The sequence below is a fragment of the Halorussus salinisoli genome, from assembly GCA_005239435.1.
GTDB classification, from domain to species: Archaea; Halobacteriota; Halobacteria; order Halobacteriales; family Haladaptataceae; genus Halorussus; species Halorussus salinisoli.
This window is the reverse complement of record SZNP01000010.1, coordinates 84,984-103,138: the sequence shown is the minus strand read 5'-3', so window position 1 is coordinate 103,138 and position 18,155 is coordinate 84,984. Positions and strand designations below refer to the sequence as shown.

Annotated in this window: 16 protein-coding genes; 10 read left to right on the top strand and 6 right to left on the bottom strand. The window is 67.0% G+C overall.

Features of this window, described 5'->3' with window-relative positions; translation table 11 throughout:
• The first annotated feature begins 93 nt into the window (after window positions 1-93).
• From E2484_RS22845 to E2484_RS22825, 5 genes are all read left to right on the top strand, one after another.
• The gene (locus tag E2484_RS22845) at window positions 94-3,240 is read left to right on the top strand and encodes an oligosaccharyl transferase, archaeosortase A system-associated (protein WP_137287508.1); all 3,147 of its coding nucleotides are present in this window, start codon (window positions 94-96) and stop codon (window positions 3,238-3,240) included.
• A 248-nt stretch (window positions 3,241-3,488) separates the two neighbouring features.
• Entirely contained in the window at window positions 3,489-4,133 is a 645-nt protein-coding gene (locus E2484_RS22840; RefSeq protein ID WP_137287507.1) for a helix-turn-helix domain-containing protein, read from the top strand.
• A 126-nt stretch (window positions 4,134-4,259) separates the two neighbouring features.
• Window positions 4,260-4,634, top strand: coding sequence for a HalOD1 output domain-containing protein (locus tag E2484_RS22835; protein WP_137287506.1), 375 nt, complete (start codon window positions 4,260-4,262; stop codon window positions 4,632-4,634).
• Window positions 4,635-4,637: 3 nt separating this feature from the next.
• On the top strand, window positions 4,638-4,925 hold the full coding sequence (locus tag E2484_RS22830; RefSeq protein ID WP_137287505.1) for a hypothetical protein: 288 nt from the start codon (window positions 4,638-4,640) through the stop codon (window positions 4,923-4,925).
• A gap of 274 nt (window positions 4,926-5,199) precedes the next feature.
• Window positions 5,200-6,171 (top strand): DUF368 domain-containing protein, encoded by a 972-nt coding sequence (locus E2484_RS22825; RefSeq protein ID WP_137287504.1) that lies wholly within the window; start codon window positions 5,200-5,202, stop codon window positions 6,169-6,171.
• Between the two features lie 32 nt (window positions 6,172-6,203).
• On the opposite strand, the gene E2484_RS22820 is transcribed toward E2484_RS22825, so the two are convergent.
• Entirely contained in the window at window positions 6,204-6,848 is a 645-nt protein-coding gene (locus E2484_RS22820) for a helix-turn-helix domain-containing protein (protein WP_137287503.1), read from the bottom strand.
• Window positions 6,849-6,933: 85 nt separating this feature from the next.
• Between E2484_RS22820 and E2484_RS22815 the strand changes: the two genes are divergently transcribed.
• Both E2484_RS22815 and E2484_RS22810 read left to right on the top strand, forming a co-directional pair.
• Window positions 6,934-7,956, top strand: a complete 1,023-nt coding sequence (locus tag E2484_RS22815) for an NAD-dependent epimerase/dehydratase family protein (protein WP_137287502.1) — start codon at window positions 6,934-6,936, stop codon at window positions 7,954-7,956.
• On the top strand, window positions 7,957-8,373 hold the full coding sequence (locus E2484_RS22810) for a hypothetical protein (protein WP_137287501.1): 417 nt from the start codon (window positions 7,957-7,959) through the stop codon (window positions 8,371-8,373).
• A 13-nt stretch (window positions 8,374-8,386) separates the two neighbouring features.
• On the opposite strand, the gene E2484_RS22805 is transcribed toward E2484_RS22810, so the two are convergent.
• From E2484_RS22805 to glpA, 4 genes are read right to left on the bottom strand one after another with little or no spacing between them, the layout of a single operon-like run.
• Window positions 8,387-9,538, bottom strand: a complete 1,152-nt coding sequence (locus tag E2484_RS22805) for a Cdc6/Cdc18 family protein (RefSeq protein ID WP_137287500.1) — start codon at window positions 9,536-9,538, stop codon at window positions 8,387-8,389.
• Between the two features lie 6 nt (window positions 9,539-9,544).
• Window positions 9,545-10,879, bottom strand: a complete 1,335-nt coding sequence (locus E2484_RS22800) for an anaerobic glycerol-3-phosphate dehydrogenase subunit C (RefSeq protein ID WP_137287499.1) — start codon at window positions 10,877-10,879, stop codon at window positions 9,545-9,547.
• A gap of 2 nt (window positions 10,880-10,881) precedes the next feature.
• Window positions 10,882-12,201, bottom strand: a complete 1,320-nt coding sequence (gene glpB / locus E2484_RS22795) for a glycerol-3-phosphate dehydrogenase subunit GlpB (protein WP_137287498.1) — start codon at window positions 12,199-12,201, stop codon at window positions 10,882-10,884.
• A complete protein-coding gene (glpA, locus tag E2484_RS22790) occupies window positions 12,191-13,936 on the bottom strand; it encodes an anaerobic glycerol-3-phosphate dehydrogenase subunit GlpA (protein WP_137287497.1) in 1,746 nt (581 codons plus the stop codon). Before glpA ends, glpB begins: the two co-directional genes overlap by 11 nt.
• Window positions 13,937-14,179: 243 nt before the next feature.
• On the opposite strand from glpA, the gene glpK reads away from it, so the two are divergent.
• Genes glpK through E2484_RS22775 form a run of 3 tightly spaced genes read left to right on the top strand, consistent with a single transcriptional unit; the run spans window position 14,180 to window position 17,596 of the window.
• Complete coding sequence (glpK, locus tag E2484_RS22785) at window positions 14,180-15,724, top strand: glycerol kinase GlpK (RefSeq protein WP_137287496.1); 1,545 nt, start codon at window positions 14,180-14,182, stop codon at window positions 15,722-15,724.
• On the top strand, window positions 15,725-16,861 hold the full coding sequence (locus E2484_RS22780) for a hypothetical protein (protein WP_137287495.1): 1,137 nt from the start codon (window positions 15,725-15,727) through the stop codon (window positions 16,859-16,861).
• A gap of 60 nt (window positions 16,862-16,921) precedes the next feature.
• Window positions 16,922-17,596, top strand: a complete 675-nt coding sequence (locus E2484_RS22775) for an HAD-IIB family hydrolase (RefSeq protein WP_137287494.1) — start codon at window positions 16,922-16,924, stop codon at window positions 17,594-17,596.
• 131 nt (window positions 17,597-17,727) lie between these two features.
• Here E2484_RS22775 and cutA read toward each other — a convergent pair whose 3' ends face one another.
• Entirely contained in the window at window positions 17,728-18,042 is a 315-nt protein-coding gene (cutA, locus tag E2484_RS22770) for a divalent-cation tolerance protein CutA (RefSeq protein ID WP_137287493.1), read from the bottom strand.
• Window positions 18,043-18,155: the final 113 nt, after the last annotated feature.

Sequence of the window (18,155 nt, the reverse complement as noted above, 5' to 3'; positions counted from 1 at the left end):
GCTTTCGGACGCTCGGCGTCCATCATCGGAACGCCGACTACGACCGGGGGTAGATGACAAGGCTTATGCGCGTTTTGGCACTTCATCAACTCAATGAGCCAGCAGACTGAGCAGGTCGAGGACTCGACCGATTCGGTCGGTTCAGTCCTCGACTCGTTCGAGGACTGGTATCACGTCCCCGTACTCGCCGCGGCTATGGCGTTCATGCTGTGGGTACGGCTCCAGTCGTACGGAAAGTTCATCAGAAACGGCGAGGTGTTCTTCGCCGGTAACGACGCGTGGTATCACCTCCGGCAAGTACAGTACACGGTGAACAACTGGCCCGCGACGATGCCGTACGACCCGTGGACCTACTTCCCGTTCGGGACCAGCGTCGGTCAGTTCGGGACGCTGTACGACCAACTCGTCGCCACCGTCGCCCTCGTCGTCGGACTGGGCGACCCCTCCAGTACGCTGGTGGCCAAGACTCTTCTGGTCGCTCCGGCAGTCCTCGGCGCGTTGATCGCCATCCCGACCTATCTCGTCGGCAAGCGCCTCGGCGGCCGTCCCGGTGGGCTGTTCGGGGTCGTCGTCCTCGCGCTGTTCCCCGGCACGTTCCTCCGGCGGAGTCTCGTCGGCTTCGCCGACCACAACATCGCCGAGCCGCTCTTCCAGACGTTCGCAGTGCTGGCGATGATGGTCGCGCTGACCGTCGCCGAGCGCGAGAAACCCGTCTACGAACTGCTCGCCGACCGCGACTTCGAGGCGCTTCGCACGCCACTCGTCTACAGCGCGCTCGCCGGAATCGCCACCGCGTTCTACCTCTGGACGTGGCCGCCGGGCGTCCTCCTCGTCGGTATCTTCGGCGTCTTCTTCGGCATCAAACTCACCGCGGATTACGTCCGCGGAGTCAGCCCCGACCACCTCGCGTTCGTCGGCGCGGTCAGCATGACCGTGGCGGGACTGCTCCTGTTGGTCCCGCTGGGCACGCTCGACATGAGTCCGACCCAGTTCTCGCCGCTCCAACCCCTGCTCGCGTTCGCGGTGGCCGGCGGTTGCGTCTTCATGGCGTGGCTCGCCCGAGAGTGGGACGACCGCGACCTCGGGACCGCGCTCTACCCCGCGACGGTCGGCGGCATCATCCTCGCCGTCGTCGGCTTCACCTACGTCGCGCTCCCGTCGCTGTTCAACCTCGTTCGGCGGAACCTCGTCCGATTCGTCGGCTTCAGCGCAGGGGCGCAGACCCGGACCATCGGCGAGGCCCAACCGTTCCTCTCGCGGGCCCAACCCCGGTTCGGCATCGAGTGGTACGACGTCATCCTCCGAGAGTACGGCCTGATGCTGTTCACGGCCGTCGTCGCCGCGGTCTGGATGGTCTGGCGGACCTATCGGACCGACGACCACCGCGCCGAACAACTGCTCGTCCTCGTGTGGGCCGCCTTCATCACGGCGGCGGCGTTCACGCAGGTGCGGTTCAACTACTATCTCGCGGTGCCGGTCGCCGTGCTGAACGCCTACCTCGTCAAGCAGGTCCTCTCGATGGCGAACGTCACCGACCGCGAGTCGCTGACCAACGTCGAGGGGTACCAGGTACTCGCTATCGTGTTCGTGATTCTGCTCGTGGTGCCCGTGCTGGTCGCACCCGCCAGCATCGGGTCGTCGGGCTACCCCTCCATCGACAGGACCCAGACCGCGGCGGCGGCCGGAGAGACCGGCCCGCAGGCCGTGACCAAGTGGGATGGGTCGCTCGACTGGATGGCGAACAACACGCCCGCCGAGGGCGACTACGGAGACGCCAACAACGAGGGTGAACTCGACTACTACGGCACCTACGACCAGAGCAACAACGACTACGACTACCCCGAAGGCGCGTACGGCGTCATGTCGTGGTGGGACTACGGTCACTGGATTACGGTCCAGGGCGAACGCATTCCGAACGCCAACCCGTTCCAGGAGGGTGCTACGACCGCCGCGAACTACCTGCTCGCGCCCAGCGAGCAGCGCGCCAACGACGTCCTCGAAACGCTCGGCAACGACAGCGCCGAGGAGACCCGGTACGTGATGGTCGACTGGAAGATGGCCGAGCCGAGTTCGAAGTTCTCCGCACCGACGGTGTTCAACGACAACGTCTCGTCCGGTGACTTCTACAGTCCGGTCTACCAGCAGGGTCAGAACGGCCCGCGGTTCGCCTTCCGGATGAAGAGCCAGCGCTACTACGACAGTCAGGTCGCGCGACTCTACCTCTACCACGGAAGCCGAGCGGAACCCAGACCCATCGTCGTGGACTGGCGCGCCCAGACCTACCAGACTCCGGACGGCGAGACGGCCTCGTACAAGGTCAGCGAGTCGGGACCGAACGCCACGCTCGTCCGGCGGTTCCAGACGATGCAACAGGCCCGGCAGTTCGTCGCCAACGACACGACCTCTCAAATCGGCGGTATCGGGCCGTTCCCGAGCGAACCGGTTCCGGCGCTCGAACACTACCGCATCGTCGAGCAGAGCCAGTCGTCGGGCGCGAACTCCTCGCAGTACGCCCAGACGCTCCGGAGCGAGATGCGACTCCTCCAGCAGGCGAAGGCGATTCGTAGCCCCAACGAGATGTTCCAGACCCCGCCCTCGTGGGTCAAGACGTTCGAGCGCGTGCCCGGCGCGACGGTGACGGGCACCGGCCCGGCCAACACCACGGTCACGGCGCAGGTCCGGATGTCGCCGAGCGACCAGAGCAGTTCGTTCACCTACCGCCAGCAGGCCCAAACCGGGCCGAACGGCGAGTTCACGATGACCCTGCCGTACTCCACGACCGGCTACGAGAACTGGGGCCCGGAGAACGGTTACACGAACGTCAGCGTGCGCGCGGAGGGTCCGTACCAGTTCTACACGCCGCGGAACTTCGAGGACGGCAACCTGACGTTCCACAACGCCTCCACGGACGTCACCGAGGCGCAGGTCATCGGCGAGAGCGACCAGAACGCGACGGTCGAACTGACCGAGGAGTCGGTCTCGGTCCAGCAGAACCCGTCGGGCAACGAGACGGCGCCCGGTAACGAGACCGCATCCGGTAACGAAACGTCGACCGACAACGAGACGAGCGGTAACGACGAGACGAACACCTCGGCGCTCGCAGGCCAGAGTACCCAATCCGACGCGGACGCGCGCCCGACGCCCGCCGACGCACTCCCCGAGCGCGAGGAGACTGCTCCCGCGCGAGTCGGCCTGGTCGGTGCCTACGCCGGTGCGCTCGTCGTCGCCGGTCGGGAGTAATCGGCAATCGACTGCGGTCCGATTCGTCTCTTTCTACTTCGCCGACGTTCGATTTACCACGGTGGGAGGAGCGCTGTCGCTACTCTCGTGGTGACGGAAACTAGCTGTACTGAGTCGTTCCGACCAGTAGGACGGGGAGACAGTCTCTAAGAGAGTGGGCCGTCACGACCGCCACGGACTCGGCATTCCGGCGTTGCTCCTCTGTATCTGGGCATCGCGCTTATCTAACTATACCCCCTCCACTCTGTATGGCGACGATAGCCGAATTCACCGTCCCAGCGGACGATTTTCCTTTGGGACATATCTTCGAGACGCTGCCGGACGTGACTATCGAGATAGAGCGCGTCGTTCCCACGAACCGCGGCGTTCTGCCGTACTTCTGGGTTCGGAACGTCCCCACCGAACGCGTCCGGGAGACGCTCGAAGCGCAGGGGGCGCTCGAATCGTTCGCTATCGTCGACGAACTCGACTCCCAAGGGTTGGTTCGGGCCGACTGGGACCCAAACGTCGAAGGCGTCTTCACCGGTATCGTCGATGCGGAACTCACGTTGCTCTCGGCCACGGGCACGCAGGAAGAGTGGCGCTTCGAGTTCCGCGCCGAAGACACCGACCAGATCGTCGCGTTCCAGCAGTACTGCACCGATCTCGACATCGACGTCGAACTGGTTCGTCTGTACGACGTCGGCGAGACGGGTTCGACGGGTCAGTACAGCCTCACGCCCGAACAGCGGGAAGCCCTGCTCCTCGCGTACAACAACGGTTACTACGACTTTCCCCGACAGGTCGACCTCGAAACGTTGGCCGAGGAACTCGCCATCGCTCGCCAATCGTTCGCCGACCGACTGCGCCGCGGCCACAGGAACCTGATCGGCGAGACGGTGGCCCGACAGTGACCACTTGCCTGCTCTCTATTCGCGGTGCGTCACACGTTGGCTGCTCATGGTCTTTTAAACAACCTGCATAATCGGTCCGGCTACTCAATCGGGTCACGCCCCTACGGAAGAGTGGGTTCATCTCGAATGACTCGCTTCAACTCGACAGACGTCGCGGAGGCGAAGGGCACCTGTTTCCGAAACGTGGAGACGACGGAATCCGACGGGCGCGACTCGGCCAGCGGCCGGAGTCAGCGAGCGGACGGTGACTCGACGTATCGCGTTCACGACGGTGAATCCGTCACGGAAGCTGTCGTACGTGCGGTCGGGTCCGAGACTCGAACCGACCCGATGGGATTACGACCGCTTCATTCGGTAATCGATACCGAGGCGCTGAACGACCTGTTCCGCTCTCCGAACGGGGGGTTAGCCCGGTCGGACGGCTACGTCGCGTTCGACTACTACGGGCGTCAGGTCCAAGTGCAGGCCGACGGAACCATACAAATCCAGCGTCCGGGGTAACTGATGGAGGCGTATCAACTCGACTGCGATTTCTGCGAGTCGACGGTACGAGCGGCCGCTGTGGATAGGCTCAAAACGCGGGCGAAGACGCACTTAGAGACCAACCACTACGAGGACGTACTGGCGGTCCTCGACGATACCCACGACGAAGTCAGTTGCCACAACGACTGTGGGCACGTCCTGTCGGTCGAGACCGACGGCGAGGCGTCCCTCGACTGTCCGCGGTGCGGTTTCGATAACCTCTCGCCGCTCGTGGGTCAGTACGTCTACTGGCAGATCGAGCGGAAGTAAGCATCCGTTCTCTCGCCCGTGACCGAACTGCGCGTCTCGCACCGAACGAGTCGCTCCTGTCGTTCTTCCGAACAGTCTCTCGCTCTGGAACGCGCGCGGTCGACCCCGAGCGTCGAGTTACTGCTACGACGGAAAAACGGATAGAATGATGTCTAAGAAACATTTCTACATTAGAGGAAATTATATACCATGCTAAAACGACGAGCGAACGTCCCCGTCGTCGTCTCCCGAGAAAGCAAACCGTTTTCCGGTCGGTAGTCGTATCTCTCCCTCAATGCGAGGCTGGCTCTCCGTCTACCTCAAGGGCGTGTCCATGGGTGCCGCCGACGCCGTGCCCGGCGTCTCCGGCGGGACCATCGCGCTGATAACCGGCATCTACGAGCGACTCGTCGGCGCTATCGCCGCCTTCGACCCGCGCGTGCTGGCCGACCTGCCGCGGGCGTACGACCCCGACGCCCGCGAGCGAATCGCGGAGATGCTCCGCGAGATGGACGTCGCGTTCCTGCTCGTCCTCGGCGCGGGAATCATGACGGCCATCGTCGGCGTGACCGGAGCGGTCGCCGGCATCGAGAAGTCGTCGCCGGCGGTCCTGTTCGCGTTCTTCTTCGGTCTCATCGCGGCGTCCGCGGTCGTCCTCTGGGGCGAGGTCCGAGTCGACACCCGCGGCGAGAAGGCGGCCGCACTCGTCGGTCTGGTCGTCGCCTTCCTGCTCGCGGGTGAGTCTGCGTCGGCGGCGGTCCCCCACTCGCCATTCGTGCTGTTCGTGGCCGGTGCGGTGGCCATCTGTGCGATGATTCTGCCCGGCGTCTCGGGGTCGTTCCTGCTAATCCTGTTCGGCCAGTACATCTTCATGTCGAACGCGCTCCACGAGTTCATCGACGAGGCCGTCGGCGTCGTCCGCGGCGGGCCGCTCGAACCCGCGGTCGGTCCCGCCGTGGCGGTCGCGTCGTTCGTCGCGGGCGCGGCGGTCGGCATCCTCACCTTCGCCCGCGTGGTGGAGTGGGCGTTAGCGAACCACCGGCAGGTGACTCTCACGTTCCTCGTCGCGCTGATGGTCGGCGCGCTTCGACTTCCGGTCGCCAGAGTCGTCGGCGCGGACGGCGCGTGGCCGGTCGCGCGCGTGGCTGCGACCCTGCTCGCGGGTCTCGCGGGCGCTGTCGCGGTCCTGCTGGTGGACTACTACACCGACGACCTCGACTACGTCGAGGACGAGCCGACCGCGACGTCCGCGGCGCGAAACGACTGACCGACGCGACCGCTCGTCCGTTCTTCGACCGATTACTCGCCGAACAGCGTCCGCAGAACCTTCGACTCGGCCTTTCGGAGGTGTTCGGACGCGGTACTCGGCGCACAGTCCAGTTTCGCGGCCACGTCCTCGTGGGTCGCGCTCCGCGGCACATCGTAGTAACCTACCGTGACGGCCACCTCGACGGCCTCGCGCTGGCGCTCGGAGAGGAGCGTCTCGTAATCCGCGGACGGCCCGCCGATGCGCTCGATATCTACCTCGATACCGTCGGGGGCCGCGCCGTGAAGGTCCTGTAACGCTTCGGCGGTGCCGACCACCTCGAAGGTCACCCCGCCGTCGTCGGTGTGTTCGAGCGTCGAGGTGACCACGACGCCGCCCTCGTTGTAGGCGTCGAACATCGCCCGCTGGACCGGCGTCGTCTCGGCCCGGACGTGGACGTAGAAGCGACCCTCGGCCACCGGCGTGAGGTCGTACGCTTGCACCTCGGGCGTCTCGACGAGTTCCGCGACGAACGCCTCGCGGTCACCTTCGATGTAGAAGGCGTGAGTCATGCTCTCGCCGGCGTCGTTCCAGTGGACCATCTCTGCGGCGTCCACGTAGTCGCGCTCGGCCATCAACGTGTGGAGCGGATGGACCTCGGCGTCGGGCGCGTAGAACGTCAGTTGGACGCGACGCATGGGCCGATTCGCGGCCGCCGCGCTTATAAACCCACCGTGCAGGTCCGGCAGAATCGCTACCGTCTTCCCGGTCGACCGTTCTCACATGCGAGTATTCATCGCGGGCGCGACCGGCGTCCTCGGTCACCGACTCGTGGCCGAACTCGCCGACCGCGGCCACGAAGTGGTCGGACTCGCGCGAGACGAACCGGGCGACGAACTGGTCCGAGCGCGCGGCGGCGACCCCCGGCGCGGCGACGTGTTGGACCGCGATTCGCTCCGAGAGGCCGCGACCGGAGCCGACGCCGTGGTCCACGCCGCGACCGCCATCCCGACCGACCAGAAACCGGCCCCCGAGGATTGGGAGCGAAACGACCGCGTGCGCCGCGAGGGCGCAGAGAACCTGACCGCCGTCGCGGACGAGGTCGGTGCGGACCGATTCGTCCAGCAGAGCATCGTCTGGGTCGCACGCCGACCCGACGGCTCCCGGTTCGACGAGACCGCCGAACCGAACCCGAACCGGGCCACCCAGTCGGCGCTCGACGCCGAGCGAATCGCCCGGGACGCGGCCGCGGACTCGGGGTTCGAGACGACCGTTCTCCGGTGTGGGTTCTTCTACGCCCACGACTCGGCGCACCTCTGGTCCTTCGGCGAGGAGTTGCTCGCCGGAAACGCGCCGATAATCGGCCGCGGACTACTCGGCAGGAAGGACGCCGAACTGTCGTTCCTGCACGTCGACGACGCCGCGACGGCGTTCGCCGAAGCGACGACCGGGGAGGAAACCGGCCTCTACCACGTCGTGGACGAGGAACCCGTCACGGTCGCCGCCTTCTTCCGGGGTCTGGCCGACCGCCTCGACGCGCCGGACCCCCGGCGCGTCCCGGCGTGGGTGGCGAAGTACCTCGCGGGCGAGGCGACGGTGCGACTCCTGACGAATCCGATGCCGACCACCGCCGAGAAGTTCCGGCGGGACTTCGCCTGGAAGCCGCGGTATCCGACCTATCGGGAGGGACTCGACGCGGTGGTCCGACGGTGGCGCGAGGAGGGGTGGCTCCGAGAGACGGGAGACGGCTACGAGTGGAGCGGGGAGGCGTCGGAGACGACCGCGACGTCGACGCCGGAGGCGTAGATGGCGCGCGAACTGCAGGTCGCGGCGCTCGCGGTCGGTCTCCACCTCGTCGCCAATCTCGCGCACGGCGTTCCGCACCTCGCGGCTCCGGTCCCGCTGGCGACGTGGCAGTGGGCGTTCGTCTTCGCCGTGGTCGTACTCGCACCGCTGGTCGCGTTCGGGTTGCTCTGGCACGGACGACCGAGAGGAGGGGCGTGGCTGATCGCCGTCTCGATGGCGGCGTCGCTGGCGTTCGGCCTCTACTTCCACTTCGGCGTGCCCAACCCCGACCACGTGGACGCGGTTCGCGCGGGACCGTGGCACCGCCCGTTCCGAACGACCGCAACACTGGTCGCGGCCGTCGACGCAGTCGCCGCTCTCGTCGGTCTCTGGTTGGTGTCCGAGGCTCCCGACTCCCCGGTCGGCGTCGGTCGATGACCGAGCGTCTCCCCTACGCCCGACGCTCACCGTCGACGCGGCGGAACGGGAGCGTCGGGAACCGCGGTTCGACGCGACTGGGACGTCGGCCGCTCCCGTCGGTCGAGTCCGTCTGAACTCGTTCGAGGACGCCTCGCTCCGCGAGTTCGTACAGGAAACGTTTGACGGTCGCCGCCGACAGGTCCGAGCGCTCCGCGATGGCGCTGGCCGCCTCGTCGATGGGCGGGGTCGCGTCGAGCGACAGGAGTTCCGAGAGGACCTTCCGCCGGTTCTCCGGCAAGGCGAAGACCCGCCCGACGTGGATGCCGTCGTCCGGCACGTCGTCGATTCCGGCGTCGACGTCGGTCGCGCGGATTCGGTCGGCACCGTCCTCGTCGGCGAGTTCGGCCGCACCGAACGTGGCGGCGAGGGCGTCGTGGGCGTCGCCGCTTGCCCACTCCGCGACGTGCCGGGCCTGTCCGTGTCTGAGGGCGCTGCTCGCCAACGCCCGAGAGGCCCGTTCGGTCAGGATGTCGACGAGCGCGTGCTGTCGGTACTCGGGGACGTGGACCGTCTCCGAGTTCCAGCCGTCGGGAACCGCCCGGCCGACGACCACGAGCGCCACGTCGTCCTCGACCGGAGTCAACCACTCGCGGAGGTCGGCCCCGGAGGGCGAGTTCTCGCCAGCGACGTGGTCGACGGCGACGACGGCCGTCCGGGTCGGCGACGCGAACTGCTCGACGACACGTTCGCGGAGTCGTTCGGTCCCGACCCCGCGCCGGGGGACCGACTCGTCGACGATGGCGTCGAGTAGCGTGTGATGGAACTGGAACTCGCTGGTCGTGCGGTAGGCGTCGACGTGAACGAACTCGATGGTGTCGGTGGCGGTTCCGGCGCGCGTAGTCGTGCCGATTCGCTGGTGGCGTCGGCCGAACTGGTCGTTCAGGTGGGTGAACAGCGCGCTCACGACCGCCGACTTCCCCGCTCCCTTCGGCCCGTAGACTGCGGCGTCCGGCGGGAGTCGCTGGTCGAACACCGGGTCGAGCACGTCGAGGAAGCGTTCGAGGACGGGACCGCGACCGACCGGGTCCGTCAGGTGGACGGCGGGGTTCAGCGGACTCCGGTCCACGATCAGGCCGTCGTCCCGCGTGGTCTGTCGCCGGGCGATTCGGTCTTCGAGGTCCATCGTCGCTCAGTGGCTCCCCTCGTCGACGAGAGCCTCCTCCAGCACTTCGAGCGGGTGGCGAATCTCGTAGCCGGTTCCGTGTTCCATCTGCATCGCGCACGTCGGACACTCGGTCATGCCGGTCTCGGCCTCGGTCTCCTCCATGTGGTCGAACATCTCGGCACCGATCTTCATCGAGGTGTCGTACTTCTCCTCCTTCCAACCGTAGGTGCCCGAGATGCCGGAACACGAGTCGCCCACGTCCTCGGCGTTCGCACCCGAGAGGCCGTCGAGGACTTCGACCGCTTGCCCGGCGAGCCCTTGATTCCGGGCGTGACACGGCGCGTGGTAGGCGAACTCGCCTGCATCGACCTCGGCGTCCTCCAACTCGGCTTCGAGGTCCTCGTGGAGACGCAGGTATTCGAGGGCTTCGTAGGTGTGGGCCGCGACGCTCGCCGTCCCGTCGTAGCTGAACAGTTCGGGGTACTCCTGGCGGAGCGACATCGAACAGGAGGTACAGGAGGCGATGACGTCGTAGCCCTCCTCGATGAGCCCAGAAAAGTTCTCGACGTTGATTCCGGCGGCCCGCTTGGCGTCGTCCAGCATCCCGTTGGCGAACATCGGCGTCCCCGAACACCGCTGCTTGGGGACGACGACCTCGTAGCCGAACGACTCGAACAGTCGAACCATCGCCTTGCCGACCGCCGGGGTGTTGTAGTTCGAGTAACAGCCGTGGAAGTAGGCGACCCGCTTCTCCTCGGAGCGGACCTGCGGGCCGCCTCGCTCGTCCCACCACTCGCGGAACGTCTGCTCGGCGAACTCGGGGAACTCGCGTTCCGAGGTGATTCCCAGCACCTTCTCGTTGAACGCCTGCACGAGCGAGTTGCCCATCACGAAGTTGGTCAGGCGCGGCACTTTGCTCCCTAGCTCGGCCATCGTCCGGTAGTTCGCCAGAATCCGGTTCCGAACGTACTCTCGCGAGAGCTTGTCCATCTGCTTTTCGACGTACTCGCCGCGGGCCGTGTTGTGCATCTGGCTGAGGGGCACGTCGGAGGGACACGACGAGTCACACCGCATGCAGTTCGAACACGACATCACCGAGTCGTCGATGTCGTGGTCGTCCTTGCGCTTGAGTCGCCACTGCTCGGGCCCCTGGAACTTCGGCCCGGGGAAGTCGTCGTCCACCTCCGCGACCGGACAGTTGGTGTCGCAAGTCGAGCACTTGTAACAGTCGTCGCTCCCCGGTCGGAGGTCCATGTCCTCGCTCTCGGGGAACACCTGCACCGGTTCGAACTCGTCGTCGGCGACGGTCTCTTCCTCTCGCACGTCGTTCGCGTCTGTCGGTTGTTCTGCGTCACTCATGCTTACCTCGTCACCTCCAGCGCCGCGCCCCGCCCGGCCGCCCGCCCGGTAGCGAGCGAGACGCCGCTTCCGGACTTCTCCGCGGCGAAGTCGTACCCGCCGAGGACCGCCCCGGCGGCGCGCAGGTTCGAAAACTCCGGTTCGCCCTTCTGGTCGAGCGGTCGGAGGTCGTCGTCGGTCGCCACGCCGAACCGGGCGAACGGGTGGTCGCCGAAAGCGTCGTCGGCGAACCAGTCGTACCGGTCGCTCGAGTGGGGGACGTGGCAGTCGAAAATCGGTTCGGCGACGCCCTCGCGGTCCGAGTCGATGCCCTTGCCCACGAGGCCGCCGGTCGCCAGCACGAACTGGTCGGCGTGGAACGGAATCGACGCGCCGTTGCGCTCGACGCGGACGGCCCCGATTTCCCCGCCGCCCGCCGTGCCGTCGCTCTCGTAGTCCACGACGGGGTTCCCGGTCGTGAAGCGCACGCCCGCCTCCCGGCAGGCCGCCACGAGCGCGCCTTCGAGGCGCATCCCGGGAAGGCTCGGCGGACCCATCGGCACCTCGAACACCGCCGCGCCGAGTTCGGCTTCGAGCGACTCGCGCACTGCCTCGGTGTCGTGTTGGCCGAGAAGCGCGGGGAAGCCCACGCGCTCCTCGCCGCGGAGGTGCGGTTTCACGGCCTCCGCGAGCGCCTCGCGGGCCGGGAGTTCCGTCGCGTAGCCGTCGCCCTGCACCGTGACGCGCTCGTCGGCGTCGAGCGCGTCGGCGAACCGGGTTATCTTCGCGTCCACCCGGAAGTCGCCGGGGAACGAAATCGTCGCGCCGCGCGCGGCGAACGGGACCCCCGCCGATACGAGGTGGTCGGCCGCCAGCGGCGCGTCGAAGTCGGTGACGGTCTCGAACCCCACGAGCAGGGCGTTCCGGTCGTCGCTCGCCAGTCCGGCCGCCGCGGTCGCGGGGTAGCGCGCGGTCGGCTTTATCGACCCGCCGTGAGTCGGCACGAGCGCGTTCCGGTCGGTGTGTCCGCCGCGGTAGCGGTCGCCGACGACCTCGTCAAAGAGACCGAGCGCGTCGCGGACGCCCTCGACGCCGACGGTTCGGTAGGGGTGGGAGTCGGGTAACTCCGGAATGGCCTCGAAGGGGTCGGCGAGCGGGCCGGAGCTTTCGCCGGTCTCGTCCGGCGGGTAGCCCAGCACGTCCACGAGTCCGCTCGCGCTCCGCAGGGTGGAGTCCTTGTGCGAGAGCAGGCGCACGTCCGCGCCCTCCCGGGCAACCGCGAGCGCGGCGGTCATCCCGGCGATACCGCCGCCGACGACCACCACGTCGTCTTCAATCGCCACGCTGTCCTCCGTCGGCGGCGGGATTCGAGACCGGCGACTCGCCCGGGTCGAACGCGCCGAAGTCGAGCGGTTCGGCGTCCTCGCCCTCGGCCGAGTTGCGGCCCCGGGCCGAGGCCGGGTCGCGGTCCCGGTTCATCGTCGTCGCGTGGAGCGCGTAGTTGAGCGCGGCCTGCGAGAGCTGTTCGCCCCAGAGGGCGTGACGCTCGCCCTTCCACCGCTCCTCGAACAGTTCGTCCAGCGCGGCGTAGGCCTGCGGTTCGTCGAACTCGGGGTGGAGTTCGCTCGCCATCCGGTGGCAACAGAACCCGCCCTGGCAGTTGCCCATCGACGCGCGGGTCCGGATTCGGACCGCGTTGAGGTCGGTGCCCGACTGGTCGATGGCGTCCCGAACCTCCGCGCGAGTGACGGCTTCGCAGTCGCAGAGGACGGGGTTCGGCTCGGTCGCCGAGAGCACCTCCTCCGCGCGACTTCCGAGGCGCTGGGAACTGCGGCGCGCGACCGGCGAGCGCAGGCCGAAACGGTCCATTCCGGCGTCGAGCACGGATTCGTCCTCGCTGCCCGGAAGGGGGACCTCCGCAGTGCGGCACGTCGCGCTGACCCCGAGTTGGTCGCAGACGTGGTCGCTTATCTCCTCGGCCATCATCCGGTAGGTGGTGAACTTCCCGCCGACGATGGAGGTGAGTCCGTGGAGGTCGTCGCGTTCCTCGTGGTCGAGCAGGAAGTAGTCGCGGGTGATATCGGTCGGGTCCGAACTCCCGACCTCCGGCGGTTCGTACAGCGGGCGGACGCCCCAGAACGACCGGACCGTCCGGGCCTCTTCGAGGATGGGGACGAGTCGCTTCAGTTCGTCTATCATCAGGTCGACCTCCCACCGTTCCTCGGGGTAGTCCTCGGGGTCGGAGACCTCCTCGTCGGTCGTACCGAGGATGGCCGTCGTCTCGTGGGGTACGACGATGTCGGCGTCGCCCTTCGGTCGACATCGGTTGACGACCGTGTCGACCTGCCGGCAGTTCATCACGACCATCACTCCCTTCGACGGTCGGACCTCGATGTCGACGCCGGCCATCTCGCCGATTTGTCCCGCCCACGCGCCCGTCGCGTTGACGACGTACTCCGCGCGAATCTCCTCGGTCTCGCCGGACCGCCCGTGCGACCGCTTTCCGGGGCCGCTCTCGTGGCGGATTTTCACGCCGGTGACGCGGTCCGAATCGCCCAACAGGTCCACGACCTCGGCGTGAGTCTCGACGCGCGCACCGTGGTTCTCCGCGCTGATGGCGTTGGCGACGCAGAGTCGAAACGGGTCGATAGCGCCGTCGGGGACCCGAATCGTGCGCTTCACGTCCTTCGTGAGGTACGGTTCCACCTCGCGGGCTTGCTCGGCGGTGAGCACCTCGGCGGGAATGTCGCACTCTCGACAGCCTTCCAACTTCTCCTCGAAGTACTCGTCGGGGTCGCCCTCCAACTGGACGAACTGCCCGCCGGTCTCCTCGACGCAGTGGGAGGCGATGTCCCGGAGGACCCGATTCTCCTCGATGCACTCCTTCGCGCTCGCCTGGTCGGAGACGGCGTAACGCCCGCCGCTGTGGAGCAGGCCGTGCATCCGCCCGGTGGTCCCGTGAGTCAGGTTCCCCTTCTCGACGAGAGTGACGTCGACCCCTCGCATCGCCAAATCTCTGGCGATGCCGGTGCCGGTGGAACCCCCTCCGATAACGAGAACGTCCGTGGTAGCGGTCATCCGTTTTCTCAAAAGTAGGACCACCGCTACTTCACTTTACCGCCACTGGTCTTCTTGGAGTAACTACCTTTCTGAGTGGCATACCGGGACTTATTTCCGGCAAAACACCCCATATCGGGGCAGTCTGACGAAAGTTTTATAACGAAAGTCAATATTGTTTACTGGTAGAACGGGACCATGCGTAAAGTACGCAAGGTGTCGTGAACCCGGTAGTGGCGGGCGACAACCACTGGTGACTAACGCATGACCAAGGAAACGTACGTCGGAGCAATAGACCAGGGGACGACTGGGACCCGCTTCATGGTTTTCGACCACGGCGGCCAAGTCGTCGCCAACTCTTACGAAACTCACGAACAGATATACCCGGAACCCGGTTGGGTCGAACACGACCCACTCGAAATCTGGGAGAACACCGAGTCGGTCGTCCGGGCCGCACTCGAAGACGCAGGGCTCTCCGCCGATCAGCTCGCCGCGATCGGCGTGACCAACCAGCGCGAGACGACGCTGCTCTGGGACCGCGACACCGGTAAGCCGGTTCACAACGCCATCGTCTGGCAGGACCGCCGTACGACCGACCGGGTCGAACAACTCGAAGCCGAAGGCAAGGTCGAGGAGATTCGAGCCAAGACGGGCCTCGAAGCCGACGCCTACTTCTCCGCCACCAAGGCCGAGTGGCTCCTCGACAACGCCGACCCCATCAAGACCCAGCGCGCCCGACCTGCCGACCTCGAAGAGCGGGCGGCCGACGGCGAAATCCTCTTCGGGACCATCGACTCCTGGCTCATCTACAACCTCACCGGGAACCACGTCACCGACGTGACCAACGCCTCGCGGACTATGCTGTTCGACATCCACGAGATGGACTGGGACGACGGACTCCTCAGGGAGTTCGACGTACCTGCGGCCTGCCTCCCCGAAGTACGCCCCTCCAGCGACGAGGACTACTACGGGACGACCGACCCCGACGGCTTCCTCGGCGCGGAGGTTCCGGTCGCCGGCGCCCTCGGCGACCAACAGGCCGCGCTCTTCGGCCAGACCTGTTTCGACGCCGGCGACGCGAAGAACACCTACGGCACCGGAAGCTTCTTCCTGATGAACACGGGCAACGAGGCGGTGGACAGCGACCGCGGCCTGCTCACCACGGTCGGGTTCCAGCGGTCGGGCGAACCCGTCCAGTACGCCCTCGAAGGAGCCATCTTCGTCACCGGCGCGGCCATCGAGTGGCTCGAAGACATGACGCTCATCGAGGACGCCGCCGAAACCGAGACCCTCGCGCGAAGCGTCGATTCGACCGACGGCGTCTACGTCGTCCCGGCGTTCACCGGTCTCGGGGCACCCCACTGGGACCAGCGCGCCCGCGGCACCATCGTCGGGATGACTCGCGGCACCCGCCGGGAACACGTCGTTCGCGCCACGCTCGAATCCATCGCCTACCAGACCCGCGACGTGGCCGAAGCGATGGTCGCCGACAGCGGCATCGAGATGAGTCGCCTCAAGGTCGACGGCGGCGCGGTCAAGAACAACTTCCTTTGCCAGTTACAGGCCGACGTCATCGGCACTGAAATCGTCCGCCCGGAGGTCGACGAGACCACCGCGCTCGGGTCGGCGTACGCCGCCGGACTCGCGGTCGGCTACTGGGACGACCCCGACGAACTCCGGAACAACTGGCGGGTCGACCGCGAGTTCGACGTCGAGATGGCCGAAGCGGAGGCCGACGAGATGTACGACCGATGGGCCGACGCGGTCGAACGCTCGCGCGACTGGGCACGCGACGGAGGTAACGAGTAAATGGCTTGGAGCGACCTGTGGGCGCTGGAGATGCTTCTTGCGGCGTTCGCGGGCGGCGCGTTCGGTGCGGCGCTCGGGGCACTCCCGGCGTTCATCTTCACCGGCTTCATGGTCATCGCGGGCGAGGCGGCCAACGTCATCGGGAAGACGGTCGCCGGCGCGTCGGACGCGGGCGCGGCGAACGAACTCGCCGCCGTCGGCATCACCGGTTCCATCGCGTTCGGTCCGGTGTTCTCCCCAGCCATCAGTTTCGCTGGCGGGGCGGCCGCGGCCGCCTACGCCGCGAAGAAGGGATACATGGAGTCGGGATTCGACTACCACAACGCGAAGGACATCGCGTTCGCGCAGGGCACCAAGCCCGACGTACTGGCGGTCGGCGGCGCGTTCGGCGTCGTCGGTTACTGGCTGACGGTCGCCTCGTCGACGGCCGGAATGCCGTACGACCCCATCGCCATGGGAGTCGTTCTCTCGGCTATCGTTCACCGACTCGTCTTCGGCTACGACATCATCGGCGACACCAGTGGCGGCATCCTCAACATGAAACCGTTCGAGGACGGCGACCGCCGCATCATCGGCGAGGCCGCGGCCGCCGACGGCGACGGGAGCGGCGAACCCGCCGCAGACGGTGGAACTGCAGAGGGCCGATTCGTCGTAGAGCCGTGGCTCCCCCACCAGTACAAGTGGGCGAACGTCGCCGTGCTCGGTCTCGTGGTCGGTATCCTCGCGGCGTTCACCGCGTACAAGACCGGAAGTCCCTTCCTCGCATTCGGCATCAGCGCGGCCAGCCTCGTGTTCCTCAACTGCGGCGTCGAGAAGATTCCGGTGACTCACCACATCAGTCTACCGGCAAGCACGGCGGCGCTGGCGCTGGCACCGGCCGGAATGGCCGTCTCGGCGGCCCCGCCGGGAGAGGTCGCGGCCGCGATTCCGCTCCTGCCCGCGCTGGTCGTGGGCGCGGTCTTCGGTCTCGTGTCTGCGCTCGCTGGCGAGGTCGTCCAGCGAATCTTCTACGCGCACGCCGACACGCACTTCGACCCGCCCGCCGCGGCCATCGTCGTCGGCACGTTCCTCATCGCGGTGCTGACCATCGTCGGCGTCTTCCCCCAGAGCGTCTGGGTGCCCACGCTCGGCCTCTGAACCGGCGCTGACCGGCCTCCGAACGACCGCTTTTTGTGGCTGACGCTCCGACTGTGAGCCATGGTTCCGCCGCTCGTCCTCGACATCGACGGCACGATGACCCGCCCCGACGACTCGGTAGACCCGCGATTCTTCGACGTGCTTCCCGACTGGGACGCGCCGGTCGTCGTCGCCACCGGGAAGGCGTTCCCGTATCCGGTCTCGCTCTGTCACTTCATGTACATCGAGCAGAACGTCATCGCCGAGAACGGCGGTATCGTCCTCTCGGGCGAGGAAGTGACCCGGAACGGCGACGGAGAGGCCGCCCGGCGGGTCGCCGAGGAGTACGTCGCGGCGGGCTACGACCTCGGTTGGGGGCCGACCGACCTCACGAACCGGTGGCGAGAGACCGAGGTCGCCGTCGCTCGGGACCAGCCACTCGGCCCGCTGGAAGAACTCGCGGCCGAACACGGACTCGAGGTCGTGGACACCGGTTTCGCCTACCACGTCAAGCCGCCCGGCATCGAGAAGGGCATCGGACTCAAGTCGGTCGCGCCGCTCCTGGACCGCACTCCCGAGGAGTTCGTCGCCATCGGCGACTCGGAGAACGACGTGTCCACGTTCGGGGTCGCCGGGGAGTCCTACGCGGTCGCCAACGCCGACGCGAAGGCCAAGGATGCGGCCGACGTGGTGCTGGACGAATCGTACTCCGAGGCGACGCTCGGAGTGCTGGACGAGTTGCGGCGTCGAGGTTGACCGGTCGGAGTCGGGACTGACCGGTCGCTACGCTCCCCCTCGAAGTCGTCGGAGCGCGCCCCGTGCAACCGCCGCGACGGCGACGAGGAACACGCCGACGACCAGCGTCCACGGTCCCCAGTCGTGGCGCATCAGGCCACCCCACCATCGACTTCCTCGTCGCGCCACTCCGCGAACGATTCCAGCATCTCGCTTTCCTCGAATCGTTCGATGCAGGGAACGTCGTAGGGATGTAGCTCCTCGACCCGCGCTTCGAGGCGGTCGTAGGCTTCCTCGGTGGTCTTCGCCAGCAAGATCACCTCGTCGTCCCGGTGAACCTCGCCGTCCCACCGGTAGACGGACGTGCAGGGGAAGCGGTTGACGCAGGCCGCGAGTCGTTCCTCGACGAGCGTTTCGGCGATTTCCGGTGCTTCTTCCGGCGGTGCGGTGACGTAGGCAGTCGGCATACCCGTAGCTCCGACGGCGGGAATCTTAAGGCTCAGCCGTTTCCGGTTAGTCGGACTGGCGGTTCCGCAGCGCGCGAGCACTGCCCGCACGCCGCCCGCGCCCGGAACCGCGC